Origin of the sequence: Streptomyces sp. NBC_01092 (assembly GCF_045039535.1) — a bacterium.
In the GTDB taxonomy this organism is placed as follows: domain Bacteria; phylum Actinomycetota; class Actinomycetes; order Streptomycetales; family Streptomycetaceae; genus Streptomyces.
Genome location: NZ_CP108659.1, coordinates 5,588,511 through 5,614,631, shown reverse-complemented (window position 1 = coordinate 5,614,631; position 26,121 = coordinate 5,588,511). Strand labels below are relative to the sequence as shown.

Below are 26,121 nucleotides of genomic sequence, written 5' to 3'. Positions count from 1 at the left end.
TTTCAAGGTTCGCAAAGCAGCGAAAAGCAAGAAACAAGAAGCAAGAAGCACGAACACCGACCTGGGAGCAGCCCCCGATGGCTCGACACCTCATCACCAGCGCCCTTCCGTACATCAACGGAATCAAGCACCTGGGCAACATGGTGGGGTCCATGCTCCCGGCGGACGTGTACTCCCGGTACCTCCGCCAGCGCGGCCACGAAGTCCTCTACATCTGCGCGACCGACGAGCACGGCACCCCGGCCGAGCTCGCCGCGAAGGAGCAGGGCCTCCCCGTGGCGGACTTCTGCGCGCAGGCCCACGACGCCCAGAAGGCGGTCTACGACGGCTTCGACCTCGCCTTCGACTACTTCGGCCGCAGCTCCAGCGAGCAGAACGTAGAGATCACCCAGCACTTCGCCCGCAAGCTGCAGGAGAACGGCTTCATCGAGGAGCGGGCGATCCGCCAGGTGTACAGCCCCACCGACGGCCGCTTCCTCCCGGACCGCTACGTCGAGGGCACCTGCCCCCACTGCGGCTACGACAAGGCCCGCGGCGACCAGTGCGAGAACTGCACCCGCGTCCTGGACCCGACCGACCTGATCAACCCCCGCTCCGCGATCTCCGGCTCCACGGACCTGGAGGTCCGCGAGACCAAGCACCTCTTCCTCCTCCAGTCCAAGCTCCAGCGCGAGGTCATGGAGTGGGTCGCCCGGCACGACGGCGTATGGCCCCACCTGGCCTCCTCCATCGCCCACAAGTGGCTGACCGAGGGCCTGCACGACCGCGCGATCACCCGTGACCTGGACTGGGGCGTCCCTGTCCCGGCGGACACCTGGCCGGAGCTGGCGGCCGAGGGCAAGGTCTTCTACGTCTGGTTCGACGCCCCGATCGAGTACCTCGGCGCGACGAAGGAGTGGTCGGACCTCGACCCGTCGACCCGCGACTGGAAGTCGTGGTGGTACGACGTCGACACCGACGTCCGCTACACGCAGTTCATGGCGAAGGACAACGTCCCGTTCCACACGGTGATGTTCCCGGCCACCGAACTCGGCATCCGCGAGCCCTGGAAGAAGGTCGACTTCGTCAAGGCCTTCAACTGGCTGACGTACTACGGCGGAAAGTTCTCCACCTCCCAGAAGCGCGGCGTCTTCACCGACCAGGCCCTGGAGATCCTCCCCGCCGACTACTGGCGCTACTTCCTGATCGCCAACGCCCCCGAGTCCGACGACTCCTCCTTCACCTGGGAGCACTTCACGGCCACGGTGAACAAGGACCTGGCCGACACCCTCGGCAACTTCGTCAACCGCGTCCTGTCCTTCTCCAAGAAGCGCTTCGGCGAGGAGGTCCCGGCGGGCGGCGAGCCCGGCGAGGCGGAGGCGAAGCTGGGCGAGGAGATCTCCCGCCTCCTCGCCGAGTACGAGGAGCAGATGGAGGCCCTCCAGTTCCGCAAGGCGGCCGCCGCCCTGCGCGCCCTGTGGTCGGCCGGCAACTCCTACCTGGAGGAGAAGGCCCCCTGGCTGGAGATCAAGACCGACAAGGACGGCGCGGCTCTCACCCTGCGCACGGCGATGAACCTGATCCACCTCTACGCGGTGGTCTCGGAGCCCTTCATCCCGTCGACGTCGGCCGCCATGCGCCAGGCCTTCGCCCTCAAGGACGACACCGCGACCTGGGTGAGCCCGGACGAGGCGAAGTCCCTGACCGCAGTCCCCGTCGGCACCCCCTTCACCGTCCCCCCGGTCCTCTTCGCCAAGCTCACCGACGAGGACCTGGAGGCGTACAAGGAGCGCTTCGGCGGCGAGGCGGCGTAAATGCAGATGAGGCCGGTCGACGCGGTGTGATGGAGTGAGGTCATGACGTACTACGTCACGACCCCCATCTACTACGTCAACGACGCCCCGCACCTGGGCCACGCCTACACCACGGTGGCGGCGGACGTCCTCGCCCGCTGGCACCGTGGGCGCGGCGAGGACGTCTGGTTCCTCACGGGGACCGACGAGCACGGTCAGAAGATCCTGCGGACGGCCGAGGCGAACGGCGTGCCGCCGCAGGTCTGGGCCGACCGGCTGGCCGAGGAGTCCTGGAAGCCCCTCTGGCAGCACCTCGACATCTCGAACGACGACTTCATCCGTACGACGGAGAAGCGGCACACGGACCGGGTGCGGGAGTTCTTCCAGGATCTGTACGACAACGGTCGGATCCGCAAGGGGAGTTACGAGGGCCCGTACTGCGTCGCCTGCGAGGAGTACAAGCTCCCCGGCGAGCTGATCGAGGCGGAGGACGGCACCCTTCTCTGCGCGATCCACCGGCGCCCGGTGGACCTCCTCAAGGAGGAGAACTACTTCTTCAAGCTCAGCGAGTACGGTGACCGCCTCCTCGCCCACTACGACGCCAACCCCGGCTTCATCCAGCCGGAGTCGGCCCGCAACGAGGTGGTGAACTTCGTCCGCGGCGGCCTGCAGGACCTCTCCGTCTCCCGCTCGACGTTCGACTGGGGCGTCAAGGTCCCCTGGGACGACGACCACGTCATCTACGTCTGGGCGGACGCCCTCCTCAACTACGCCACGGCCGTCGGCTACAACGAGAACCCGGAGAAGTTCGAGTCGACCTTCCCGGCCGACGTCCACCTCGTCGGCAAGGACATCCTCCGCTTCCACGCGGTCATCTGGCCAGCGATGCTGATGGCGAACGGCCTGCCGCTGCCCGGCCGGATCGCGGCCAACGGCTGGCTGCTGGTCGGCGGCGAGAAGATGAGCAAGTCCAACCTGACCGGCATCAAGCCGCAGGACCTGACCTCGCACTTCGGCGTGGACGCGTACCGCTGGTACTTCCTGCGCGCGATCGCCTTCGGCCAGGACGGCTCGTTCTCCTGGGAGGACTTCTCCGCCCGCTACACCAGCGAGCTGGCCAACGACTACGGCAACCTCGCCTCCCGTGTCACCGCGATGGTCGGCAAGTACTTCGACGGCGAGCTGCCCGCGTCGACGGCCGACGGCACGGCGGAGCAGTCCATCCACGACGGCCTGACCAGGGCCGCCGCGGAGGCCGACCGCAGGATCGGCGAGGAGCTGGACTTCCAGGGCGGCATCCTGGCGATCTTCGACTTCATCAAGCAGGTCAACGGCTACCTCACGGAGCAGCAGCCCTGGAAGGTCGCCAAGGACGATTCCGCCGAGGGCCGAGCCCGCCTCGCCACCATCCTCTACACCGCCGCGGAGTCCCTCCGGGCCATCGCCGTCCTGCTGAACCCGGTCATGCCCGAGACCTCTGGGAAGCTCTGGGCCTCCCTGGGCGCAGAGGCGTCCCTCGGCGCCCTCGCGGATCAGCGGATCCAGGACTCCGGCGACTGGGGCAGGCTCCCGGCCGGTTCCACGGTCACGAAAGGCGCGGTCCTCTTCCCGCGTCTGGAAGAGGCCCCGGCTGCCTGAGGACCCCGGTATCCGCGTCGGCTTCCGAAGGCTGTCGTGAATTTCTTGACCGATCCGTGCCCAACTCGGGGACATCACGCGGATGTTGTCCATCCTGTTGGCATCGATCCCACCCCGGCGCCACCATGTCCCCCCGCGCGACCGTATGGTTTCCGCCATGGCAGTCCCTGAGGTCATCCCGATCGCCTACGAGCCGCACGGCCGTACCGACGCGATCGGCTTTTACGCGGACGGGCAGTTCATGGGATCGGTCACTTATGCCTTTCCCAAGGACTTCGACCTCGACAGCGGCTGGGAAGAGCACAAACGCCTCTACGCGGTGCTGCACACCTTCGACGCCGAGGGCCGGTACCGCGACTCCGACATCTGGTGCGCGGGCACCTGGGCCGAGCAGCAGCGCGCCCCGCAGGGCCCCGACTCGGTCCTGTCCCGCGCCCGCGCCCACCTCGCGACCCTGCTGCGCAGGCTGCCCCGGCGTACGTACACGGACATCGCGATACGGCCCTTCCAGCTCACCGTCGACGGTGTGCTGTTCGGCCTCGTCACCGGCGAGGACGAGGACGAGCCCTGGGCCGAGCTCCACCCCGACAACCTGGGCTTCGGCGCGCCCTGGGACGGTTCGTACGACACCTGATCGTTTACGCCCCTATGCCTGGACACCCCCGACGCGCTATACATTGCGAAGATCATGTAGAGCCATCAAGTGGGGGGATCCATTCATGGCGCTCTTCGGTAACGCGCACACCATCGACTCGGGACAGGCGCAGCAGGACTTCGCCCGTCTGCTGGGCCACGGTGAGCAGGTGCACGCCGCGTACCTGCTGATACGCGACACCATCCTGTTCACCGACCGCCGTCTGATCCTGGTCGACAAGCAGGGCATCACCGGCAAGAAGGTGGAGTACCACTCCATCCCGTACCGCAGCATCACGCACTTCGCGGTGGAGACCGCCGGCACCTTCGACCTGGACGCCGAGCTGAAGATCTGGGTCTCGGGGACGCCGACGCCGATCGAGAAGACGTTCACCAAGGGCGTGGACATCTACGAGGTGCAGGCGATCCTTACGCAGTTCGTGGCGAAGTAGCCCGCCGGTCCGGCCCCGCCGAGGCCGTCCGCCTCGACGGGGCCGCCATAATCGGCGCACGATGATCCCGCTCCGCCACCACCTCCTGACCGACGTCCTCGCGCTCGGCGCCCCCTATCCCCTCGTCCTGGCGGGCGAGTACGCGATCCGGGCCCACGGTCTGACGCCGGAGGGCTCGGTGAGGGGGCCGCTGGAGCTGGCGACCGAGACACCCGAGCCCATGGACCGGATCGCGGCAGCGGTCCAGCGCGGCCTGACCGAACGCGGTTGGCGGGTACGCCCCCTGGAGACCGACCCGCTCTCCGCCCGCCTCCTGGTCACCGGCGTGGAAGGCGCGAAGGAACACCCGGTCGACCTCGTGAAGGAAGCCCTCTGGCACCCGCCGGTGATGACCGACCTCGGTCCGGCGCTCTCCCTCGAAGACCTCATCGGTACCAAGGTCCGCGCCCTGACCGACCGCGGCAGCGCCCGCGACCTGACCGACGTCTACGCCGCCGCGGCCCACTGGAGCTTCCCCGACCTGGAGGAACAGGGCCGCCGCCACGCCTGGGACGACTTCGACCCGGCCGACCTGCAGGCCCGTCTGGAAGCCACGGAACTGCTGGACGACCGTGAGTTCACGGCTCGGGACCTGGCCGAGGAGGACGTCCCGGACCTGCGCCGCTGGGTGCGGGCATGGGCGGACGACATCGCGGAGCGCCTGCTGGAGGAGGAGGCACTCAGGCCGCCGCCGGAGGAGGAGTGACACCGGCTGGTTGTCACCGGCGCCTCTGACGACGGGGCGGATGCGTGTACCGCACGCATCCGCCCCGCATCTCGTACTTCCGCCGGTCAGGTTCCGGTGTGGGTGGCCTCCGGGTCGACGCCCACCGTGAGGGTGGCGAGGACGCCCTTGGCGATGTCGTTCTTCTTGTACTTCAGCTTCAGCAGACCGCCGGTCGTCCCGCTCTGGTCGTAGATCGTGTCCTCGTCGAGCGTGGTGCGCTCGGTCGTCGAGGTCGAGTACGGCTCCACCTCCGCCGAGGCCAGCACGGACTCCTCGTCGAAGAAGAACTGGCCGGTGTGGCAGGTGGTGCCGCCCTCGTAGCCGGCGTCCGTCCACTCGCCGCTCACATGCACCTTGGTGTGGATGTGGACGCAGCGGCCCTGGTACCAGCCGGGGAAGACGGTCTTGAACGTGACGAAGCCCTTGCGGTCGGTCCGCCAGGTGCCGCGCAGATAGCGGGTGTCGCTGGTCGGCTCCTCGTGCCCGCCCCCACCGCCGCCGGACGGCGGCTCACCGGTCGGGGTGCCGGACGGCACGTCGGTGGGGGTGCCCGAGGGGGCGTCGGTGGGCGGGGTGCCGCCTGAGCCGCCGCCCGAGAAGCTCTCGTAGCCCGAGTACAGGCCCAGCGCGTCGCAGTGCCAGATGTCCACGGCCGCGTTGCCGACCGGCTTGCACGTATCGGCGTCGATCACCTTGAGGCGAAGGGTGAGCGGGATGCCCTCCTTGTCCTCGGTGATGTCCTGGCGGAGCTTGTCCGCGTCGATGTAGTAGGGGCCCTCGGTGGTCTCCGAGGTGAGCTTGTAGCAGGTTTCCCCGGCCGTGGAGGTGCTGCTCGCCGAGGCCTGCGCGCCCTTCGCCCCGGACTCTCCCGCGAACGCGCCGGCGGCCAGCGTGCCGCCCACGCCCACCGCTGCGGCGGCTCCCGCTCCGGCGACCACGACCTTGCGGCGCGTCAGATCCCTTTTGTGCTTCGGCTCTTGGGCCGTGTGGTTTCCCGTCATGGCCAGGACGCTAGGTAAGAGCGCTGTAAGCGGCATGGGTGTGGGCTGTGGTTACCTGTGGAACCTGAAAGGGCCCGGAACCGATCACGGTTCCGGGCCCCTCACTCAGCCGACTACTTGGGCTGCGGCCCCCGCACCGACAGGTGCAGCTCCTTCAGCCGCGCCTCGTCCAGCTCCGTCGGCGCGCCCATCATCAGGTCCTGGGCGTTGCCGTTGAGCGGGAAGGCGATGGTCTCGCGGATGTTCGGCTCGTCGGCCAGCAGCATCACGATGCGGTCGACGCCGGGGGCGATGCCGCCGTGCGGCGGGGCGCCGAAGCGGAACGCGCGCAGCATGCCGGCGAACTTCTCCTCGACGGTCTCGCGGTCGTAGCCCGCGATCTCGAAGGCCTTCAGCATGATCTCCGGCTCGTGGTTCCGGATCGCGCCGGAGGACAGCTCGACGCCGTTGCAGACGATGTCGTACTGCCAGCCCAGGATGTCCAGCGGGTCCTGGGTCTGAAGGGCCTCAAGACCGCCCTGCGGCATGGAGAAGGGGTTGTGCGAGAAGTCGATCGAGCCGGTCTCCTCGTCCTTCTCGTACATCGGGAAGTCGACGATCCAGCAGAACCGGAAGACGCCCTCCTCGAAGTGCCCGGCCCGCTTGGCGGCCTCGACCCGCACCGCGCCCATGATCTTCGAGACCTCGTCGAACTCGCCCGCGCCGAAGAACACGGCGTGCCCGGCGGCCAGCGACAGGCGCTTGGTCAGCTCGGCGACGTTCTCCTCGGTGAGGAACTTGGCGATCGGGCCGGACAGCGAACCGTCCTCGGCGACACGGACCCAGGCCAGGCCCTTGGCGCCCTGCGAGACCGCGAAGTCACCGAGCTGGTCGAAGAACTTCCGGGGCTGCGCGGAGACGTCCGGCACCGGCAGCGCGCGCACGTGCTTGCCGGCGAACGCCTTGAACTCCGAGCCCTCGAAGATGTCGGTGATGTCGACGAGTTCGAGCTGGGCGCGCAGGTCCGGCTTGTCGGAGCCGTACTTCAGCATCGCCTCGCGGAACGGGATCCGCGGGAACGGCGACGTGACGTGGCGGCCGCCCCCGAACTCCTCGAACAGCTCCGTCATGAGCTGCTCGATCGGCTGGAAGACGTCCTCCTGCTCGACGAAGCTCATCTCGACGTCAAGCTGGTAGAACTCGCCCGGCGAGCGGTCGGCGCGCGCGTCCTCGTCACGGAAGCAGGGCGCGATCTGGAAGTAGCGGTCGAAGCCGGAGATCATCAGCAGCTGCTTGAACTGCTGCGGGGCCTGGGGGAGGGCGTAGAACTTGCCCGGGTTCAGGCGGGAGGGGACGACGAAGTCGCGGGCGCCCTCGGGGGAGGTGGCCGACAGGATCGGCGTCGCCATCTCGTTGAAGCCCAGCGCCGTCATCTTGTGCCGGATGGCCGAGATGACCGACGTACGCAGCAGGATGTTGCGGTGCATGCGCTCGCGGCGCAGGTCCAGGAAGCGGTACTCCAGGCGCCGCTCCTCGTTGACCCCGTCCTCGGTGTTGATCGTGAAGGGGAGCGGGGCGGCGGCGCCGAGCAGCTCGACCTCGCCGACCTCGACCTCGATCTCGCCGGTGGGCAGCTCCGGGTTGATGTTGTCCGCGCCGCGGGAGACGACCTTGCCGTCGACGCGGACCGTCGACTCCTTGGTCACCTTGTCGAGGGCCTCGTAGGCCGGGGTGCCCGGGCGGGCGACGAGCTGCGTGATGCCGTAGTGGTCGCGCAGATCGATGAAGAGGATGCCGCCCAGGTCGCGCCGATTGTGCAGCCAGCCACTCAGCCGGACGTCGGTGCCGACGTCAGAGGAGCGGAGCTCGCCGCAGGTGTGGGACCTGTACCGATGCATCGTCGTTCATCCAGTCTTCGCGGATCGGGGGCTTGGTTTCCCGTGAATCGAGGGACTGTTTCACGTGAAACTCCCCCCAAGCCTACCGGGCAGCCCAAGATCGCCTCCCCACCATTTCGCCGCGGCTTCGGGCCCCTGCGGACCAGGTGCCCCGTACAGCTTCGGTGGCAGCGTTCGATCACCTCTTCTTAGAGTGGGGCAATGCGCACTGGTGAGCCCCTGCCCGCCGTGGGGGAGGTCCTCGCCGCCCTCGCGACCGGTCTGTGGCACTGGAACACCGCCACGGGACTGGTCACGGTCGACGCGGAGGCGGCACGGCTGCTCGGGCTGCCCACCGAGCAGTCCACCCTCAGCCAGGCCCAGGTCCGGGCCCGGCTGCATCCGGTGGACTGGAACGAGATCAGCGGAGTGATCCAGCTGGCCGTCGCCGAGGGCACCCTCGGCGAGGTACGGGTACGGATCATGGACGAGCGGGGCCGGGTCGTCCGGGTCGGCCGCAGCCGCTTCCACGCGTCCTTCGACCGCGAGAAACGGTCGTACGAGGTCACCGGCTCCCTCCAGGAGGTCACCGAGCCGGTGCCGGGCACCTCCGCGGGGCGTACCGCGGTCACCGGCGACTGGCGGCGCTCGCGGGAGGCGTTCCTGCTGGACGCGGGCCGGGCGCTGGCCGAGGCCCGGTCGACGGCGGAGGTGCTGCGGGTCGCGGCGGGCCTGTCGATGCCGGGCTTCTCACCGGACGGGCTCGCGGTGTTCGGCGTCACGGGCGACCGCCTGACGATCATCGGCCACCACGGCCATCAGCCCGGCGACGAGGACCCCTTCACACATATGGCCCTGGAGACGGACTACCCGGCCGCCGAGGTGGTCCGCACCGGCCGCGCCGTCTATCTCTCGTCGCCCGAGAAGTACAAGGAGCGCTACCCGCTCACCTGGCCGCTCGCCGCGCACTTCGACCGGCAGTCCTGGGCGTTCCTGCCGCTGACCGTGGCCGGGCGCACGATGGGCGCCTGGATGGCGGCGTTCACCTATCCGGTCGCCTTCACCCCCGACGAGCGGTCCGTGCTGACGACGGTGGCCCGCATGCTCGCCCAGGCCCTCTCGCGCGCCGAGGCCACCGAGTCCGCGCGGGAGCTGACGGACGGCCTCCAGCGCTCGATGCTGCCCCAGCTGGGCCCCGAGATACCGGGCATGGGCGTCGCCGCACGCTATGTCCCCACCGGCGGGGGGCTCCAGGTCGGCGGCGACTGGTACGACATGATCCCGCTGCCGGGCGGCCGCTTCGCCCTGGTCATCGGCGACGTCCAGGGCCATGACGTGCGGGCCGCGGGCCTGATGGGCCAGCTGCGCATCGCGCTGCGCGCCTACGCCTCCGAGGGCCACCGCCCCGACGCCGTCCTGTCCCGCGCCTCCCGCTTCCTGCACGGGATGACGTTCGGCGCCCTCGACGAGGATCCGAACGACCTGCGCTTCGCGACCTGCCTGTACGTCGAGGTCGACCCCACGTCCGGCCTGCTGGACATCGCCCGCGCCGGCCACCCGGACCCGGCGATCCGGATGACGGACGGCACGGTGCTGGCCCGCCCGACGGCCGGCGGTCTGCCGCTGGGCATCGACCCGGACGCCGACTATCCGACGACCAGGATCACCCTGGAACCCGGCGAGACCATGCTGATCTGCACGGACGGCCTGATCGAGACCGGTGGCCACGACCTGGAGACCGGCTGGAAGCGCATCCGCACGATCCTGGAGGAGTACGACGGCGACCTGGAGGGGCTCGCCGACGCCCTCGTCCAGGCCGTCCACGGCCCGTCCTCCCACCACACCACCGGCCCGCTCGCCGATCGGCGCGAGGACGACATAGCGGTGCTGCTGCTGCGCCGGCAGGAGGAGGGCTGCGGCGACACCGCGATCCTGCGCCCGGCGATCCGGCGCACCGTGCTGTCCGTCGCGCAGGCCGAGCCGGAGCGGGTGGCGATCGCCCGTCACCAGCTGCGGGAGATGCTGCACGACTGGGCGTGTGCGGACCAGGTGGACTCGGCGGTCCTGCTGCTGTCCGAGATGCTGACGAACGTCCTCGTGCACACCGACGCGGACGCCCTGCTGCTGGCCGAGGTGCGGGGCGAGCCGGGCGAGCGCCGGCTGCGCGTCGAGGTCACGGACACCAGCGACGACCTGCCCCACCGGCGCAGCCCCGGAGAACTGGCCTCGTCGGGGCGGGGCCTGATGCTGATCGAGCTGCTGGCCCAGGCGTGGGGCGTCGACCCTCGCGGCGAGGGCAAGAGCATCTGGTTCGAGCTCTACGAGTCCGTGGGCGCCGAGGGTTCCGTGGGCGGCTCCGGCCCGGTCGGGATTGAGGTCGAGGTCGAAGTCGAGGTCGAGTTGCCGTAGCGCTCCCGCAGTTCGTGCGCGACGCCGAACGCGGCGGCGGTGAGCGGTACGGCGAGCAGCATGCCGAGGATCCCCGCCACGGAGGCTCCCGCGGTGATCGCCACCATGACGACGGCCGGGTGCATCTGCACGGTCCGGCTCTGGATCACCGGAGTCAGCACATGCCCTTCCAGCACCTGCACGGCCAGCACGATCCCCAGCACCCACAGCGCGATGACGAACCCCCGGTCGGCAAGCGCGACCAGCACGGCCACGGCCCCGGAGATGAACGCGCCCAGATAGGGGATGTAGGCCCCCACGAAGACGAGCGCTCCGAGCCCGATCGCGCCCGGCACGTCGAGGACGAACAGCCCGACGGTGATGCAGACGGCGTCGATGAGGGCGATGAGGGTGGTTCCCCGCATGAACCCCTCCACCGCCTGGAAGGCCCGGCGGGCCATGGCCTCCACGACGTCCCCGCCATCGCCCGGCACCATGGACCGCAGGGCGCCGGCCGCCCGGTCGGAGTCCCGCAGGAAGAAGAAGACCAGCAGCAGCGCGAGTACGGCGATGGCGATGGTCTCGCCCACGACGCTGACGCCGCTGATGACCCCGGAGGCGGCCGTACCGCCGAACTTGGTGAGCAGTTCCCTGGAGTTGGAGGCGACGTCGTCCAGCGAGGTCCCGGCGGCCCCGAAGTGCTCGGTGAGGTCCTCGCCCGCCTGCTTGAGCGAGGCGACGATCTGGTCGCCGGTCTCGACGATCGCGGCGGCGACGATGTACACGGCGCCGCCGACGACGGCCACGACGGCGACGCAGGTGAGCATGGCGGCGACGGACCGGTTCACCCTGGCCTTCACCAGCCGCCGGTGAAACGGCCCGAGCAGGGCGGTCCCGAGCAGGGCGAGCAGCACCGGCACCACGGCCGTACTGAACTCCACGGCCAGCCGGATCCCCACGTAGACCACCCCGGCGACGAGCAACACGACCACACACCAGGCGGCGAGCCGCCGGACAGGGTCGGGGAGCAGCGGGGTGGGGGCCTGCACGGTTCCAGCGGATCACGTGCGGGGCAAGGCTGTCGTGCGCGGGCGGACCGGGCGGGTGACGGATGACGAGAGGCCCGGCGGAAGGGTCGTTCAGGCGGTCTCGAACGCGCCGACCCGGACGTCCGTCGTGCACACGTTGAAGGAGCCGGCGGCGCCGCCGTCCTTGGTCACGTTCACGGTGCGCGCCACGTCGTCGGGCAGGGCGATCTCGACCTTGGACGCCTGCACTGCGCAGACCTCACGGCCCGAGGCGCTGCCCTCGAAGTTGACGTCCGTGTAGGCCACGTACGCCTTAGCCGTGCCGCCGGCCTTGACGTCCACGGCGTCGGTGCCGTTGCCCGCGTTGTCCGTCTCGATGGGGGCTGCCTTGCCCTGGTCGTCCTTGGCCGTCAGCGTGGTGGCGCCGACGATGGTGCAGGGGGCGTTCGAGGTGTTGGTGACCTGGATGTAGCCCGTGGCCGGCGCCTGCTCGCCGGCGTGCTCGCCGGACTGGACGAACGCGACCTCGGTGTTCTTCGTGCTGCACGCCGACGTGGCACCGCCGTCGCCGCCGTTGTCGCCGCCGGTGCCCGAGCTCGTGTCCTTGTCGCCGGTGGAGGCGCCGCCGCCCGTGCCGGTCCCCTTCGTCTTCGACGCCGAGCCAGCCGAGTTGCCGGAGGAGCTGCCGGTCGACGCGGAGGCGCTCGCGGACGTCTTGTCGCCGTCCGCCTTGCTGTCGTCGTTGCCGCCGCAGGCGGTCAGGGCCAGCGCCGAGAGGGCGAAGACGGCGGCAGTGGTGGAGATACGGGCGCGAGCGCGCATGAGGTGGGTCCTTCCCCCGCAACAACATGTGGACACGGCACAGGACGGCATGCCCACGGCCCGCGTTCCCCTCGGCACAGGACCCTTACGTCCGTCACACGCCCGTGATCATGCAACGCCGAAAAGGGTCCGGCCTCTGCCGCATGAGCGGCAGAGGCCGGACCCTCTGGAGGTGACCGGCAGGCTTACAGCCCGCCCTCCGACATTCCGTGCACCGCCGGGACCGTCCCCAGCCGGCCCTTCTGGAAGTCCTCGAAGGCCTGCATGAGCTCGTCCTTGGTGTTCATGACGAACGGGCCGTAGTGGGCCATCGGCTCACGGATCGGCTGCCCGCCGAGGAGGACGACCTCCAGGTCCGGCGTGTGGGAGTCCTGCTTCTCGTCCGCGCGGACGGTCAGGGAACCGCCGTCGCCGAAGACCGCCGTCTGGCCCGAGTGGACCGGCCGGCGCTCCGCACCCACGCTGCCGCGGCCCGCGAGGACGTACGCGAGGCCGTTGAAGTCCTCGCGCCACGGCAGGGTGATCTCCGCGCCCGGGGCGAGGGTCGCGTGGATCATCGTGATCGGGGTGTGGGTGATGCCGGGACCCTGGTGGCCGTCCAGCTCACCGGCGATGACACGCAGGAGCGCGCCGCCGTCGGAGGTGCTGAGCAGCTGGACGTTGCCACCGCGGATGTCCTGGTAGCGCGGCGCCATCATCTTGTCCTTGGCCGGCAGGTTCACCCACAGCTGCAGGCCGTGGAAGAGACCGCCGGACATGACCAGCGACTCCGGCGGGGCCTCGATGTGCAGCAGGCCCGAGCCTGCCGTCATCCACTGGGTGTCGCCGTTGGTGATGGTGCCACCGCCGCCGTTGGAGTCCTGGTGGTCGAAGATCCCGTCGATGATGTAGGTGACGGTCTCGAAGCCGCGGTGCGGGTGCCAGGGGGTGCCCTTGGGCTCACCCGGCGCGTACTCCACCTCGCCCATCTGGTCCATCATGATGAACGGGTCCAGGTGGCGGTAGTTGATCCCGGCGAACGCACGGCGCACCGGGAAGCCCTCACCCTCGAAACCGCTAGGCGCGGTCGTGACGGCGAGCACGGGACGGGCCACGGCCTCCGCGGGCGCGGCGACACGGGGCAGCGTCAGCGGGTTCTCGACGGTCACTGCAGGCATGTCGGTACCTCCTTGTGCGTCCACTTTAGTTGAGCGTTGAACTTCTTGCTACCCCTAACGGGAAAAGCCCGGCGGCCATTCCCGCCGGGCACGGCCGAAGGCCGACACCCTGGGCGGGCGCCGGCCTTCGTCACGAGGATCCGGTGCTTCGGCGGCGGCTCAGTGTGTCAGGAAGAGCCGCGGCGGTGGGATCAGACGACCAGTTCCTGCTGCTCGTCGGTGGTACGGGCGGCCTTGTGCGGCTTCTGCCGGTCATCGCGCATGACCAAGGTCGCCAGCAGCGCCGCCGCCAGGACACCGATCGCGCTGACCGTGAAGGTGGTGGACATCGAGGCGGTGAAGGCCTCGCGGGCCGCGGCGATCAGAGAGGCGTCGCCACCGGCGACCGCACCGGCGATCGAGTGCTTCGCCTCGTCCGGCGTCCCCTCGGGCATCCGGTCCGCGAAGCCGCTCGACAGCAGCGAGCCGAGGATCGCGATACCCAGCGCGGTGCCTGCCTGCTGGATGGTGTCGTTCAGGGCCGAGCCGACGCCCGCCTTGTCCTCGGGGATCGTGCCCATCAGCGCGCCGACCGCGGCCGGCATCGCGAGGCCCGCGCCGAGACCGAGGAGGCCGAGCGCCACCGCCGGGACCGTGAAGCCGGAGTCCGCCGAGACCGTGGCCATGAGGGCGAAGCAGGCCACCATCACCAGCATTCCCGCGAGGATCACCCACCGGTTGCCGTACTTCGCGGCGAGCTTGACGCCCACGCCGTTGCCGATCAGGGCCATGATCGCCAGCGGCAGGAAGGCGAGGCCCGCCTTGATCGGCGAGTAGCCGAGCACGAACTGCAGGTACTGGGTCAGGACCAGCAGCAGACCGCCGTTGCCGATCTGGACCAGCGCCAGGGAGAGCGAACCGCCGCTGAAATTGCGGTGCTTGAACAGCACCAGCGGGACCATGGGGGACTTGGTGACGTTCTCCCAGATCACGAAGCCGGCGAGCGAGGCGAGCGCCACGACCAGGGTGAGCGTGGAGCGTCCGCCCAGCGCGCCGTGCTGCGGAAGCTCGATGATCCACCAGACCAGGGCCGTCATGCCCGTCGCCGACAGCACCGCGCCCAGCGGATCGGCCTTCTGCCAGGGCGCCTTGGACTCCGGCATCAGCGTCAGTCCGGCGACGATCGCGAGCACCACGATCGGCACGTTGATGAAGAAGATCGACTGCCAGGAGAAGTGCTCGATCAGGACACCGCCCAGCACCGGGCTGCCGACCAGGCCGAGCATCGACACCGAACTCCAGGCCGCCATCGCCTTGCCGCGCTCGTCCTCGTCGAAGACGGTGATGAGGATGGAGAGGGTGGACGGCATGATCAGCGCCCCGCCGACACCCATCGCGACGCGGACGGCGATCACCTCGCCGGGGTTGGTGCACCAGGTCGCGGCCAGTGAGGCCGCCCCGAAGAGCAGGAGCCCGATCAGCATCACCTTCCGGCGCCCGAACCGGTCGCCCAGGCTGCCGGAGGTGAGCAGCAGACCCGCGAACACCAGGATGTAGGAGTCCAGGATCCACTGGGTCTCCTGCGTGCTCGCCCCGATCTCCCCGGTCATCACCGGCACCGCCACGGTCAGCGCCATGCTGTCGACGACCAGCACCAGCGTGCTCAGGCACAGCACGATCAGAATCCACCAGCGGCGTGGATCACGCGTTCCCTTGACGTCCATGACGTCCCCCTCCTGGTTCGTGAACACCGTTCCTTCGTTGCGAACACTGTACGCACAGCGGAACAGCGTTCGCAACCATCGATTCCTGTACGCTCGATGCGAACGCCGTACGCCGGGATGTGAAGGAGTGTCGATGGCCGCCAGGACGACGAAGCAGAGCCCCATCCCCTCCGTCTGGGCCCGCCCCCAGCGCGAGCCCGATCAGCCCACGCTCAGCCGCGCCGCGATCGTGCGCGAGGCGATCGTGATGCTGGACGCCGAGGGCGTCGAGGCGCTGAGCATGCGCAAGCTCGCCACCAGGCTGAACGCCGGCGCGGCCTCCCTGTACCGGCACGTCGCCACCAAGGACGAGCTGATGGAGCTGGCCGTCGACGAGGTCGCCGCCGAGATCCACGTACCGCCGGCGGACAGCCCCGACTGGCGTGCGGCCGTGGCGCAGGCCGCGCACTCCTTCCGCACGACGGCGCTACGGCACCCGTGGCTGTCCTCGGTCCTCGGCCAGGCGGGCCTCGCCTACCTCGGCCCCAACCTCATGTCGTACTCGGAGCGCTTGGCCGCCCTGTTCACGGCCGCCGGGTTCCCGGACCCCAGCGGGGCGATCGACGCGGTCCTGTCGTACGTCATCGGGATGAGCACCACCGAGGGCGCCTGGCTCATCACGGTCGCCCGTTCCGGCGAGACGGAGGCCGAGTTCATCGCGCGGCTGATGCCCGCGGCCCAGCAGGCGGTGGCGGACCACGAACACCTGGCGAAGGGCTACGCCGAGACGGAGGAGGTCGCCACCACGGACCCGGCGACCATGCGGGACACAAAGTTCGCGAACGCCCTGGACATCGTCCTCGACGGCCTGGCGCTGCGCCTCACAACACCGGGATCCTGAGCGCTACCCGTACATCCGCCGCATCGCGAACTCGACCATCTGCTCCACGGCCTTCGCGTCGAAGACCATGCGGTGCTCGCCCTCCATGTCGACGACGAAGCCGTAGCCGGTCGGCAGCAGGTCGATCACCTCGGAGCCGGTGATGACGAAGTACTTGGACTCCTTGCCCGCGTACCTGCGCAGCTCCTTCAGCGAGGTGAACATCGGGATCACCGGCTGCTGGGTGTTGTGCAGGGCGAGGAAGCCCGGGTTGTCGCCGCGCGGGCAGTACACCTTGGACGTCGCGAAGACCTGCTGGAAGTCCTCGGCGGCCATCTGCCCGGTGGTGAAGGCCCGCACCGCGTCCGCGAGGGAGGGCGGGGACGGCTCGGGGTAGAGCGGCGGCTGCTGGCCGTACCCGCCGACGCCACCGGCCATGGGCTGCTGCGGCGGGGCGTACTGCTGCTGTGCGCCGACGTTCTGGTCGTAGCCGTACATGGGCGCAAGCGTACCGACAGCGGCGGGCGGAACGGGCGGGTACCGGCGCTCCGGCAAACCGACAGCGACTTGACAGCGACTCGACAGTCACCGCGCTGGTTTCGCACAGCCTCCGCTCATAGCGTCGGCCGTATCGCGAGGAGTGCCGCGCAGGGCACCGCACCGGCAAGGGGACAGCCATGCACCGACACCACGACGACGAGGCCCACGAGCACGACAGAGGGCTCTCCCACGACCTTCCCCTCCTCGCCCGCCGACGCATGATCGGGCTGATGGCAGGGGTGGGCCTGATCCCGCTGGCGGGCTGCACCTCCGAGGACGACACCTCGGCCGCCGGCTCCTCCAAGGGCTCCGGCGCCTCCGCCTCGCCCGCCGAGTGCGCGACCATCCCGGACGAGACCGCCGGCCCCTTCCCGGGCGACGGCTCGAACGGCGTGAACGTCCTGAAGGAGAGCGGTGTCGTGCGCAGCGACATCACCAAGAGCTTCGGCGACTCCGCGGGCGGCACCGCCGAGGGCGTGCCCCTGACCGTCACGCTGACGGTCGTGGACGCGGCCTCCGGCTGCGGGACGCCGAAGGAGGGCGCCGCGGTCTACATCTGGCACTGCGACCGGGCGGGCGACTACTCCCTGTACTCCGAGGGCGTCACCGACGAGAACTACCTGCGCGGCGTCCAGGAGACCGACGGCTTGGGTCAGGTCACCTTCACGAGCATCTTCCCCGGCTGTTACTCGGGCCGCTGGCCGCACATCCACTTCGAGGTCTACGGCAGCCTGGCGGACGCCACGGCGGCCACCTCCCTCACGAACACCTCGCAGCTCGCCTTCCCGAAGGACGTCTGCGACAGGGTCTACGCCACGGACGGCTACGCCGAGAGCGTGCGCAACCTCACCAGCCTCTCCCTGGAAACGGACGGCATCTTCAGCGACGGTTACGACCAGCAGCTGGCCGCGATGAAGGGCAGCGTGGCGGACGGTTACACGGCGACGCTGACGGTTCCGGTGTGACCTGTCACAGATTACGGATCGGGGTTGCGTCTTATTACTGGCGGGTAGCATCATCGTAGCTACTTGTTGGTACGTGAACTAGCGCGAGGAACCAAGTGCCTCGCCGACCCTCTACGGAGCCGTGACCATGGGGCACTACAAGTCGAACCTCCGCGACATCGAGTTCAACCTCTTCGAAGTACTCGGACGCGACAAGCTGTACGGCACGGGTCCGTTCGAGGAGATGGATGTCGAGACCGCGAAAAGCATCCTGGAGGAGCTGACCCGCCTCTCCGAGAACGAGCTGGCGGAGTCCTTCGCCGACGCCGATCGCAACCCGCCGGTCTTCGACCCCGAGACGAACACCGCGCCGGTCCCGGCGTCCTTCAAGAAGAGCTACAAGGCCTTCATGGACTCCGAGTACTGGCGCCTCGGCCTGCCCGAGGCCATCGGCGGCACGACGGCTCCGCCGTCCCTGATCTGGTCGTACGCCGAGCTGATCCTCGGTTCGAACCCGGCCGTGTGGATGTACTCCTCCGGCCCGGCGTTCGCCGGGATCCTCTACGACGAGGGCAACGACGTCCAGAAGAAGATCGCGCAGATCGCCGTCGAGCGGACCTGGGGCTCCACCATGGTGCTCACCGAGCCGGACGCCGGCTCGGACGTGGGCGCCGGCCGCACCAAGGCGATCCAGCAGGAGGACGGCTCCTGGCACATCGAGGGCGTCAAGCGCTTCATCACCTCAGGTGAGCACGACATGGAGGAGAACATCCTTCACTACGTGCTCGCGCGCCCCGAGGGTGCCGGTCCGGGCACCAAGGGCCTGTCGCTCTTCATGGTCCCGAAGTACCTCTTCGACTTCGAGACCGGCGAGCTGGGCGAGCGCAACGGCGCCTACGCCACGAACGTCGAGCACAAGATGGGCCTGAAGGCCTCCAACACCTGCGAGATGACCTTCGGCGACCAGCACCCCGCCAAGGGCTGGCTGATCGGCGACAAGCACGACGGCATCCGCCAGATGTTCCGGATCATCGAGTTCGCGCGGATGATGGTCGGCACGAAGGCCATCTCGACGCTGTCGACCGGCTACCTCAACGCTCTTGAGTACGCCAAGGAGCGCGTCCAGGGTTCCGACCTCGCGGCGTTCGGCGACAAGTCCGCGCCCAAGGTCACCATCACGCACCACCCGGACGTGCGCCGCTCGCTGATGACGCAGAAGGCGTACGCGGAGGGCATGCGCGCGCTGGTGCTGTACACGGCGTCGGTGCAGGACGCGATCGCGGTCAAGGAGGCGGCCGGCGAGGACACCAAGACCGAGCACGCCCTCAACGACCTGCTCCTGCCGATCGTCAAGGGCTACGGCTCCGAGAAGGGCTACGAGCAGCTCGCCCAGTCGCTGCAGACCTTCGGCGGCTCCGGCTTCCTGCAGGAGTACCCGATCGAGCAGTACATCCGGGACGCCAAGATCGACACCCTGTACGAGGGCACGACCGCGATCCAGGGCCAGGACTTCTTCTTCCGGAAGATCGTCCGCAACCAGGGCTCGGCCCTCAACTCCCTCGCCGAGGACATCAAGAAGTTCCTGGCGCTGGGTGAGGGCGGCGAGGAGCTCGGCGCGGCCCGCGAGCAGCTCGCCAAGGCCGCCGTGGAGCTGGAGGCGATCGTCGGCCTGATGCTGACCGACCTCGCGGCCACCGAGCAGGACGTCAAGAACATCTACAAGGTGGGCCTGAACACCACCCGCCTGCTGATGGCCTCCGGTGACGTCGTCGTCGGCTACCTGCTCCTCAAGGGCGCGGCCGTCGCCGCCGAGAAGCTGGAGACCGCCTCCGCCAAGGACAAGGCGTTCTACACCGGCAAGATCGCGGCGGCGAAGTTCTTCGCGGCCAACGTCCTGCCGGGCGTCACCGGTGCGCGCAAGCTCGCCGAGGGCGTCGAGCTGGACCTGATGGAGCTGGACGAAGCGGCCTTCTAGCCGACGAGGGGCGCCCCTACCGCCCCTTTCCAGCCAGTCGTTCCAGTCAGTCACGGACATTCCACATCGCCCTTACGAGGGCCCGCTCCCCTTCTCCGGGAGCGGGCCCTCGTACGTCGTTAAGGTGAACCCCATGAGCGAACCCCCCCGCTTCGATCGCGGCCACACCGACGACCTCATGTCCTTCCTGGCGGCGAGCCCGTCGCCGTACCACGCCGTGGCGAACGCCGCCGAACGGCTGGAGAAGGCCGGATTCAGGCAGGTCTCGGAGACGGACGCCTGGGACGGGACGAGCGGTGGCAAGTACGTGCTGCGCGGTGGCGCGATCGTGGCCTGGTACGTCCCCGAGGGCGCGGCGCCCCACACGCCGTTCCGCATCGTCGGCGCACACACCGACTCCCCCAACCTGCGGGTCAAGCCGCTGCCCGACACCGGGGCCCACGGCTGGCGCCAGGTGGCCGTCGAGATCTACGGCGGACCGCTGCTCAACTCCTGGCTCGACCGCGACCTGGGCCTCGCGGGCCGGCTGACCCTGCGGGACGGCTCGACGCGGCTGGTGAACGTGGACCGTCCGCTGCTGCGCGTCCCCCAGCTCGCCATCCACCTGGACCGCTCGGTCTCGGCGGAGGGGCTCAAGCTCGACAAGCAGCGCCACCTGCAGCCCGTCTGGGGCCTCGGCGACGTCCGCGACGGCGACCTGATCGCCTTCCTGGAGGAGACGGCCGACCTGGCGGCCGGCGAGGTCACGGGCTGGGACCTGATGGTCCACTCGATCGAGGCGCCGGCGTACCTCGGCCGGGACAAGGAGCTGGTCGCCGGTCCGCGCATGGACAACCTGCTGTCGGTGCACGCGGGCACGGCGGCGCTGGCCGCGGTGGCCACCTCCGGCGCCGCGCAGCCGTGCATCCCGGTCCTGGCCGCCTTCGACCACGAGGAGAACGGCTCGCAGAGCGACACCGGCGCCGACGGGCCGCTGCTGGGCAGCGTCCTGGAGCGCTCGGTGTTCGCGCGCGGCGGGTCGTACGAGGACCGGGCACGCGCCTTCGCGGGCACCGTCTGTCTCTCCTCCGACACGGGCCACGCCGTCCACCCCAACTACGCCGAGCGCCACGACCCGACGCACCACCCGCGCGTCAACGGCGGTCCGATCCTGAAGGTCAACGTCAACAACCGCTACGCGACCGACGGTTCGGGCCGGGCGGTCTGGGCGGCGGCCTGCGAGAAGGCGGACGTCCCCTTCCAGTCCTTCGTCTCCAACAACTCCATGCCCTGCGGCACCACCATCGGCCCGATCACCGCGGCCCGGCACGGCATCAAGACCGTCGACATCGGCGTGGCGATCCTGTCGATGCACAGCGTGCGGGAGTTGTGCGGCGTGGACGACCCGTGGCTGCTGGCGAACTCGCTGGTGGGGTTCCTGGAGGGGTAGTTCGGGGAGGGTGCATCATCCTCATCGCCGTGGGAGCCATCCTCACGTTCGCGACCGACTGGGAGATGGACGGCGTCAATCTCGACCTGGTCGGGATCATCCTGATGATCGTGGGGCTGATCGGCACCACGACGTATCGCAGCATCGCGCGGCGCAAAGCGGGTGGTGGTGCCGCCGACGACTCCGGTCGTCGAGGACGAGCACCACCACCACCACCGGCGGGACGGGTACAGCGACGGCTACGGCGTCTGAGCGTCCGCCTCGCCGTCCATCCCGGCGAGCACCAACGGGAGGCGGTCCGCGCCCCCTTGGGCCAGGCGGACCGGCACGCCCCAGTCCTGCTGATGCACATGGCAGGCGGGGTACTCGTTGGCCGGGTCGTCGTCGCAGGACGCCGCCATCGCCGAGACGTGCAGGACGCCCTCGGCCACCTCGGGGTTGAGTTCGAGTGGACGGGACAGGTCCGTGTCCGCGCCCTCGCCTGCCAGCAGCAGCTCGGGCGGCGTCGCGGAGACCAGCAGGCGCGTCGACGGGCCGTACCGGGTGTCCAGCTTCTGGCCCGCCGGGGCCTGGAAGATCACGTCCAATTGGAGCTTGCCCGGGGCGACTTCGGTGGCAGCCCGCTGTGTGCGGTGGGCGACCGCGTCGACGCGCACGGCCTCCTCCGGCAACCGCAGCCGGGTGAGCCGGTGGCGGGCCGACTCCACGACCACGATGTCGTCCCCGGCCAGCACCGCGTCCGACGGCTCCCGCAGGTCCGTGGCCAGGGTGGTGACCTCGCCGGTCGCCGGGTCGTAGCGACGCAGGGCGTGGTTGTAGGTGTCGCTGATCGCGACCGAGCCGTCGGGGAGCGCCGTGACCCCCAACGGGTGCTGCAGCAGGGCCTGTTCGGCGGCGCCGTCGCGGTGACCGAAGTCGAAGAGGCCGGTGCCGACGGCGGTGTGGACGGCGCCGTCCCGGTCCACCCAGCGCAGCGCGCTCGTCTCGGAGTCGGCGAGCCACAGCCGCTCGGGCGTCGCGGCGAGGCCGGACGGCTGAGCGAACCAGGCCTCGACGCCCGGACCATCGACGAGGCCCTCGTTGGAGGTGCCGGCGGTGCGGGAGACCGTGCGGTCGGCCGGGTCGTACGCCCACAGCTGGTGGATGCCGGCCATGGCGATCCAGACCTTGCCGCCCCACCAGGCCACATCCCACGGTGAGGACAGGTTGACCTCGCGGGCCGGGCCCGACGTGGGGTCGCCCTGCATCCACTGGCGGCCCGTGCCCGCCAAGGTGGTGGTGCGGCCGCTCTCCAGGTCGAAGCGGCGCAGGGCGTGGTTCACCGTGTCGGCGACGACGACCGAGCCGTCCGGCAGCAGCGCCAGGCCCTGCGGCTCGTTGAAGGCCGCCGAGTCCGCGGCACCGTCGACGAACGCCCGCGTGCCGGAGCCGATCCGCCGTACGACCGTCTCCCCGTCCCCCTCCAGCTCCACCAGCTGATGCCGGGTGGTGTCACTGACCAGGAAGTTCCCGGACGGCAGCAGCAGGGCCTTGCCCGGGAACCGCAGCACGGTCGGCTCCGGCTCGGGCGCCACGTACGGCCCGTCGCCGCGCCGCAGGGTGCCCTTCGCCTCGTGCTCGGCCTCCAGCTCGGTCACCAGCCGCTCGATGGCGTGCACATGGCCCTCACCGGCGTGCTGCGCGACGACGTACCCCTCGGGGTCGATCACGACGAGCGTCGGCCAGGCCCGCACGGCGTACTGCTTCCAGGTGGCGAGCTCGGGGTCGTCGAGGACGGGATGCTCGACGCCGTACCGCTCCACGGCGTCCACGACCGCGCCGTGCTCGGCCTCGTGCATGAACTTCGGCGAGTGCACACCGATGACGACGACGGTGTCCCGGTGCTTGTCCTCCAGCTCACGCAGCTCGTCGAGAACGTGCAGGCAGTTCACGCAGCAAAATGTCCAGAAATCAACAATTGTGATGCGTCCTCGCAGCTCTGCGAGGCCCAGCTCCTTGCCACCTGTGTTGATCCAGCCGCCCTTGCCGGTCAGTTCGGGCGCTCGGACACGTACGCGCTTTGCCATGCCATCAGCCAATCACCTTTGAACCGCACAGGCGATGTGCACGTTGTGGCGGGCGACAGCAACCCGCCTTGTGAGGGAGAGCCTCAGGCAGGCGATCGACATGGAGGAAGAGACACTCGATGACCCGGTCTCACATGTGGAAGCGTCGCACCGCAGGAGGCACGGCCGCCGCCCTTGCAACGGTTGTGATGGGGGCAACCATGGCAACCTCCGCATCCGCGGCCGCAGCAGGGCCGCAGCGTGTGACGCTCAAGTTCTGCGCGACGGGCAATTACGATGCGGTCCTTCACGGCAAGTATCGCGGGGCACATGGCCAATCATTCAACTCCACGATTGAGCGTCCCGGCGGTGGGTGCTGGAACATCGGCGTAGTCAAGAACGCCCACATCAAGGTCAGTGTGAAGGGGAAGTGGCGTACGGGCCCCGGTTGGTTCAACGTCGGGAACATCAATTTCAAGGCCGACAGGTCCAGGACCATCACCGCTTACGGCACCACGACCAACCCGGGCCTCGGACGCGGCTGACGCCCCGGTCACCGGAGCAGTGGTAGCACACGCCCGCCTCGCGCTTCCCGAGGCGGGCGTGTCCACTTGGCGGCCCCACGTGCGCAGGCGACCGGGCTCAGCCCGTCGGCCTACAGGCGGCGTTTCGGACCGGGTGGCGGGGAACCCCTGATGTCATGAGATTCCTCGTACGCGACCGGCTCCTCGGCTTCGGTGACGACTACTGGATCGAGGACGACCGGGGCAGCAAGGTGTTCCTCGTCGACGGCAAGGCGATGCGGCTGCGGGACACCTTCGAGCTGAAGGACACCCAGGGGCATGTCGTCATCGACATCCACCAGAAGATGTTCGCCCTGCGCGACACGATGGTGATCGAGCGGGGCGGTGCGCCGCTCGCCACGATCCGCCGCAAACGGCTGTCCCTGCTGCGCAACCACTACCGGGTGGCCCTGGCCGACGGCAGCACGGAACTCGACGTCAGCGGCAAGATCCTGGACCGGGAGTTCGCCATCGAGTACGACGGCGAGCTGCTGGCCGTCGTCTCCAGGCGCTGGATGCACGTCCGGGAGACGTACGGCGTGGACGTCGTACGGGACGACGCGGATCCGGCGCTGCTGATCGCGGTGACGGTGTGTGTGATCCACCTGGCGGAGAAGGAGCGGAGGGACGACTGAGGCCGCCCCCGTGACCGTCCCGCCCCCGTGACCGGCCCCGCCGTCAGCGGCGCGGCGCCGCCAGTCCCAGCATGCGGTCCTTGAGCGCCGGGAACTGATCCCGTGTCACGGCGACCCTGCCCGGGTCGAACTCCAGGTTGAGAACCTGCTCCCCCGCACCGGCCTGCGCCAGCACCTCGCCCCACGGATCGACCACGATCGAGTGACCGGCCTGCGGAACTCCGGCGTGCGTCCCGGCCGTTCCACAGGCGAGCACGAACGCCTGGTTCTCCACCGCCCGCGCCTGAGCCAGCAGCGTCCAGTGCGCCCGGCGGCGCTCCGGCCAGCCCGCCGGGACGACCAGGGTCTCGGCGCCGGCGTCGACGAGGCCGCGGAAGAGTTCGGGGAATCGGAGGTCGTAGCAGGTGGCCACGCCCAGTGTGGTCTCGGGCAGCCGGACCGTCACGAGTTCCTCGCCCGCGGCCATCATCACCGCCTCGCCCTTGTCGAAGCCGAACCGGTGGATCTTGCGGTAGGCGGCCGCGAGATCGCCGGAGGGGGAGAAGACGAGGGAGGTGTTGTAGAGCGGTCCGTCCGGGTCCCGCTCGGGGATCGAGCCCGCGTGCAGCCAGACGCCCGCGTCGCTCGCGGCCTTCGCCATCACTTCGTACGTCGGGCCTTCGAGCGGCTCGGCCTCGTCGGCGAACTGCTCGTAGGCGAAGGCTCCGGTCGTCCACAGTTCAGGCAGAACGACGAGGTCGGCCCTGCCGGCCTGCTCCCGTACCAGTGAGGCCACGCGCGTACGGCGCGATTCGACCGATTCGCCCTCGTTGACGTCGATCTGGAGCAGAGAGGCGCGCACACTACCACCGTCCTGGCATTCGAGCCGTTCATACGGGCCTACGATCGTCACACGAAAGCACTGCCGGGGTGCCTCACAGCAGCGTAACTTGGGGGTCCCCCCTGTTCGAGCGCAGCCGAGAACTTGGGGGAGTTTCAGACACCCGCCGACAGCCGCCACCTCCCACCGCCACCTCCCACTGGCACCGACGCCACCACTTGCCCGCGTACCACGTACCAACCGCCGAGGGGTCCCGTTCCGTGAGTCTGCATCCCACCCTCCAGCCCTACGCCGACGCCTGGACCCACTCCATCGAAGCGATATCCGAGCTGGTGACGCCCCTCGTCGAGGGCGAGTGGAACCGGCGAACGCCCTGCCCCGGCTGGTCGGTGCGTGATGTGGTCTCGCATGTCATCGGCCTGGACTGCGAGATGCTCGGCGACCCGCGCCCCATCCACACGCTCCCGCGCGACCTCTACCACGTCACCAACGACCACCAGCGGTACATGGAGATGCAGGTCGACGTCCGCCGTCACCACACGGCGCCGGAGATGACCTCGGAGCTCGAGTACACGATCATCCGCCGCAACCGGCAGCTGCGCAACGAGTCCCGTGATCCCGGCACGAAGGTGCGCGGTCCGCTCGGCGCGGAGCTCACCTTCGAGGAGTCGATGCGGGGCCACGCGTTCAACGTGTGGCTGCACGAGCAGGACCTGCGTGCCGCCCTCGGCCGTCCCGGCAACCTCGACTCCCCCGGCGCGCAGGTGGCCCGGGACGTCCTCCTCGGCCAGCTGCCCGACATCGTCGCCGTGAAGGCCGACGCGCCCCGCAGTTCGGCGATCGTCTTCGACGTGCACGGCCCGATCGAGTTCCTGCGCACGATCCGCGTCGACATCCAGGGCCGCGGCACGCTCGAAACGGCCCCCGCGCTCGGCCCCGCCGCCACCCTCACCCTCGACTGGGAGACCTACGTCCGTCTGGCCTGCGGCCGAGTGACGGCGGAGTCGGTGGCGGACCGGCTGAAGGCGGAGGGCGACGCGGACCTGACGGCGGCGATCCTGCGGAACTTCACGGTGACGCAGTAGCGGTGACGCA

22 protein-coding genes and 1 pseudogene are annotated in these 26,121 nt (G+C 69.5%); 14 read left to right on the top strand and 9 right to left on the bottom strand.

Annotated elements, in window-relative coordinates:
• The first annotated feature begins 77 nt into the window (after window positions 1–77).
• The 5 genes from metG (OG254_RS25480) to OG254_RS25460 all read left to right on the top strand — a co-directional run bounded on the left by metG (OG254_RS25480) (window position 78) and on the right by OG254_RS25460 (window position 5,240).
• Window positions 78–1,793, top strand: coding sequence for a methionine--tRNA ligase (gene metG, locus OG254_RS25480; protein ID WP_405585813.1), 1,716 nt, complete (start codon window positions 78–80; stop codon window positions 1,791–1,793).
• Between the two features lie 42 nt (window positions 1,794–1,835).
• A complete protein-coding gene (gene metG / locus OG254_RS25475; protein WP_405585810.1) occupies window positions 1,836–3,410 on the top strand; it encodes a methionine--tRNA ligase in 1,575 nt (524 codons plus the stop codon).
• Between the two features lie 157 nt (window positions 3,411–3,567).
• Window positions 3,568–4,044: a hypothetical protein gene (locus tag OG254_RS25470; RefSeq protein ID WP_405585807.1), complete on the top strand. Its 477-nt coding sequence runs from the start codon at window positions 3,568–3,570 to the stop codon at window positions 4,042–4,044.
• An 85-nt stretch (window positions 4,045–4,129) separates the two neighbouring features.
• Window positions 4,130–4,495 (top strand): PH domain-containing protein, encoded by a 366-nt coding sequence (locus OG254_RS25465; protein ID WP_030950219.1) that lies wholly within the window; start codon window positions 4,130–4,132, stop codon window positions 4,493–4,495.
• A 61-nt stretch (window positions 4,496–4,556) separates the two neighbouring features.
• Entirely contained in the window at window positions 4,557–5,240 is a 684-nt protein-coding gene (locus OG254_RS25460) for a nucleotidyl transferase AbiEii/AbiGii toxin family protein (protein ID WP_405585804.1), read from the top strand.
• Between the two features lie 86 nt (window positions 5,241–5,326).
• On the opposite strand, the gene OG254_RS25455 is transcribed toward OG254_RS25460, so the two are convergent.
• Window positions 5,327–6,262, bottom strand: a complete 936-nt coding sequence (locus OG254_RS25455; RefSeq protein ID WP_405585801.1) for an intradiol ring-cleavage dioxygenase — start codon at window positions 6,260–6,262, stop codon at window positions 5,327–5,329.
• Between the two features lie 113 nt (window positions 6,263–6,375).
• Window positions 6,376–8,139: an aspartate--tRNA ligase gene (gene aspS, locus OG254_RS25450; protein ID WP_405585799.1), complete on the bottom strand. Its 1,764-nt coding sequence runs from the start codon at window positions 8,137–8,139 to the stop codon at window positions 6,376–6,378.
• Window positions 8,140–8,340: 201 nt separating this feature from the next.
• Here aspS and OG254_RS25445 point away from each other — a divergent pair, with 201 nt between their 5' ends.
• Window positions 8,341–10,527 (top strand): SpoIIE family protein phosphatase, encoded by a 2,187-nt coding sequence (locus OG254_RS25445; protein WP_405585796.1) that lies wholly within the window; start codon window positions 8,341–8,343, stop codon window positions 10,525–10,527.
• Here OG254_RS25445 and OG254_RS25440 read toward each other — a convergent pair.
• From OG254_RS25440 to OG254_RS25425, 4 genes are all read right to left on the bottom strand, one after another.
• Window positions 10,437–11,555, bottom strand: coding sequence for an AI-2E family transporter (locus OG254_RS25440; RefSeq protein ID WP_405585794.1), 1,119 nt, complete (start codon window positions 11,553–11,555; stop codon window positions 10,437–10,439). The genes OG254_RS25445 and OG254_RS25440 overlap by 91 nt on opposite strands.
• 90 nt (window positions 11,556–11,645) lie before the next feature.
• The gene (locus OG254_RS25435) at window positions 11,646–12,356 is read right to left on the bottom strand and encodes a DUF4232 domain-containing protein (RefSeq protein ID WP_405585791.1); all 711 of its coding nucleotides are present in this window, start codon (window positions 12,354–12,356) and stop codon (window positions 11,646–11,648) included.
• 185 nt (window positions 12,357–12,541) lie between these two features.
• A complete protein-coding gene (locus OG254_RS25430; RefSeq protein WP_405585788.1) occupies window positions 12,542–13,513 on the bottom strand; it encodes a pirin family protein in 972 nt (323 codons plus the stop codon).
• Between the two features lie 191 nt (window positions 13,514–13,704).
• A complete protein-coding gene (locus tag OG254_RS25425) occupies window positions 13,705–15,216 on the bottom strand; it encodes an MFS transporter (RefSeq protein WP_405595183.1) in 1,512 nt (503 codons plus the stop codon).
• Between the two features lie 133 nt (window positions 15,217–15,349).
• Here OG254_RS25425 and OG254_RS25420 point away from each other — a divergent pair, with 133 nt between their 5' ends.
• Window positions 15,350–16,096, top strand: coding sequence for a TetR/AcrR family transcriptional regulator C-terminal domain-containing protein (locus OG254_RS25420; RefSeq protein ID WP_405585785.1), 747 nt, complete (start codon window positions 15,350–15,352; stop codon window positions 16,094–16,096).
• Between the two features lie 3 nt (window positions 16,097–16,099).
• Here the strand turns inward: OG254_RS25420 and OG254_RS25415 are convergent, their stop codons facing one another.
• Window positions 16,100–16,573 (bottom strand): SseB family protein, encoded by a 474-nt coding sequence (locus tag OG254_RS25415; RefSeq protein ID WP_148000411.1) that lies wholly within the window; start codon window positions 16,571–16,573, stop codon window positions 16,100–16,102.
• A 179-nt stretch (window positions 16,574–16,752) separates the two neighbouring features.
• Between OG254_RS25415 and OG254_RS25410 the strand changes: the two genes are divergently transcribed.
• From OG254_RS25410 to OG254_RS25395, 4 genes and pseudogenes are all read left to right on the top strand, one after another.
• Window positions 16,753–17,580 (top strand): intradiol ring-cleavage dioxygenase, encoded by an 828-nt coding sequence (locus tag OG254_RS25410; RefSeq protein ID WP_405585782.1) that lies wholly within the window; start codon window positions 16,753–16,755, stop codon window positions 17,578–17,580.
• A 127-nt stretch (window positions 17,581–17,707) separates the two neighbouring features.
• The gene (locus OG254_RS25405; RefSeq protein WP_405585780.1) at window positions 17,708–19,534 is read left to right on the top strand and encodes an acyl-CoA dehydrogenase; all 1,827 of its coding nucleotides are present in this window, start codon (window positions 17,708–17,710) and stop codon (window positions 19,532–19,534) included.
• Window positions 19,535–19,667: 133 nt separating this feature from the next.
• Window positions 19,668–20,963, top strand: coding sequence for a M18 family aminopeptidase (locus tag OG254_RS25400; RefSeq protein ID WP_351195359.1), 1,296 nt, complete (start codon window positions 19,668–19,670; stop codon window positions 20,961–20,963).
• Window positions 20,921–21,215: pseudogene (locus tag OG254_RS25395) on the top strand (DUF6458 family protein). Before OG254_RS25400 ends, OG254_RS25395 begins: the two are co-directional and overlap by 43 nt.
• Here the strand turns inward: OG254_RS25395 and OG254_RS25390 are convergent.
• On the bottom strand, window positions 21,203–23,029 hold the full coding sequence (locus OG254_RS25390; RefSeq protein ID WP_405585777.1) for an NHL domain-containing thioredoxin family protein: 1,827 nt from the start codon (window positions 23,027–23,029) through the stop codon (window positions 21,203–21,205). The pseudogene OG254_RS25395 and the gene OG254_RS25390 overlap by 13 nt on opposite strands.
• A 200-nt stretch (window positions 23,030–23,229) precedes the next feature.
• On the opposite strand from OG254_RS25390, the gene OG254_RS25385 reads away from it, so the two are divergent.
• Entirely contained in the window at window positions 23,230–23,553 is a 324-nt protein-coding gene (locus OG254_RS25385) for a hypothetical protein (RefSeq protein WP_405585774.1), read from the top strand.
• 155 nt (window positions 23,554–23,708) lie between these two features.
• A complete protein-coding gene (locus OG254_RS25380; protein ID WP_405585771.1) occupies window positions 23,709–24,206 on the top strand; it encodes an LURP-one-related/scramblase family protein in 498 nt (165 codons plus the stop codon).
• Window positions 24,207–24,249: 43 nt separating this feature from the next.
• Here OG254_RS25380 and OG254_RS25375 read toward each other — a convergent pair whose 3' ends face one another.
• On the bottom strand, window positions 24,250–25,047 hold the full coding sequence (locus OG254_RS25375) for a carbon-nitrogen family hydrolase (protein ID WP_405585769.1): 798 nt from the start codon (window positions 25,045–25,047) through the stop codon (window positions 24,250–24,252).
• A gap of 239 nt (window positions 25,048–25,286) precedes the next feature.
• Here OG254_RS25375 and OG254_RS25370 point away from each other — a divergent pair, with 239 nt between their 5' ends.
• Window positions 25,287–26,111: a maleylpyruvate isomerase family mycothiol-dependent enzyme gene (locus tag OG254_RS25370; RefSeq protein WP_405585766.1), complete on the top strand. Its 825-nt coding sequence runs from the start codon at window positions 25,287–25,289 to the stop codon at window positions 26,109–26,111.
• Window positions 26,112–26,121 lie beyond the last annotated feature (10 nt).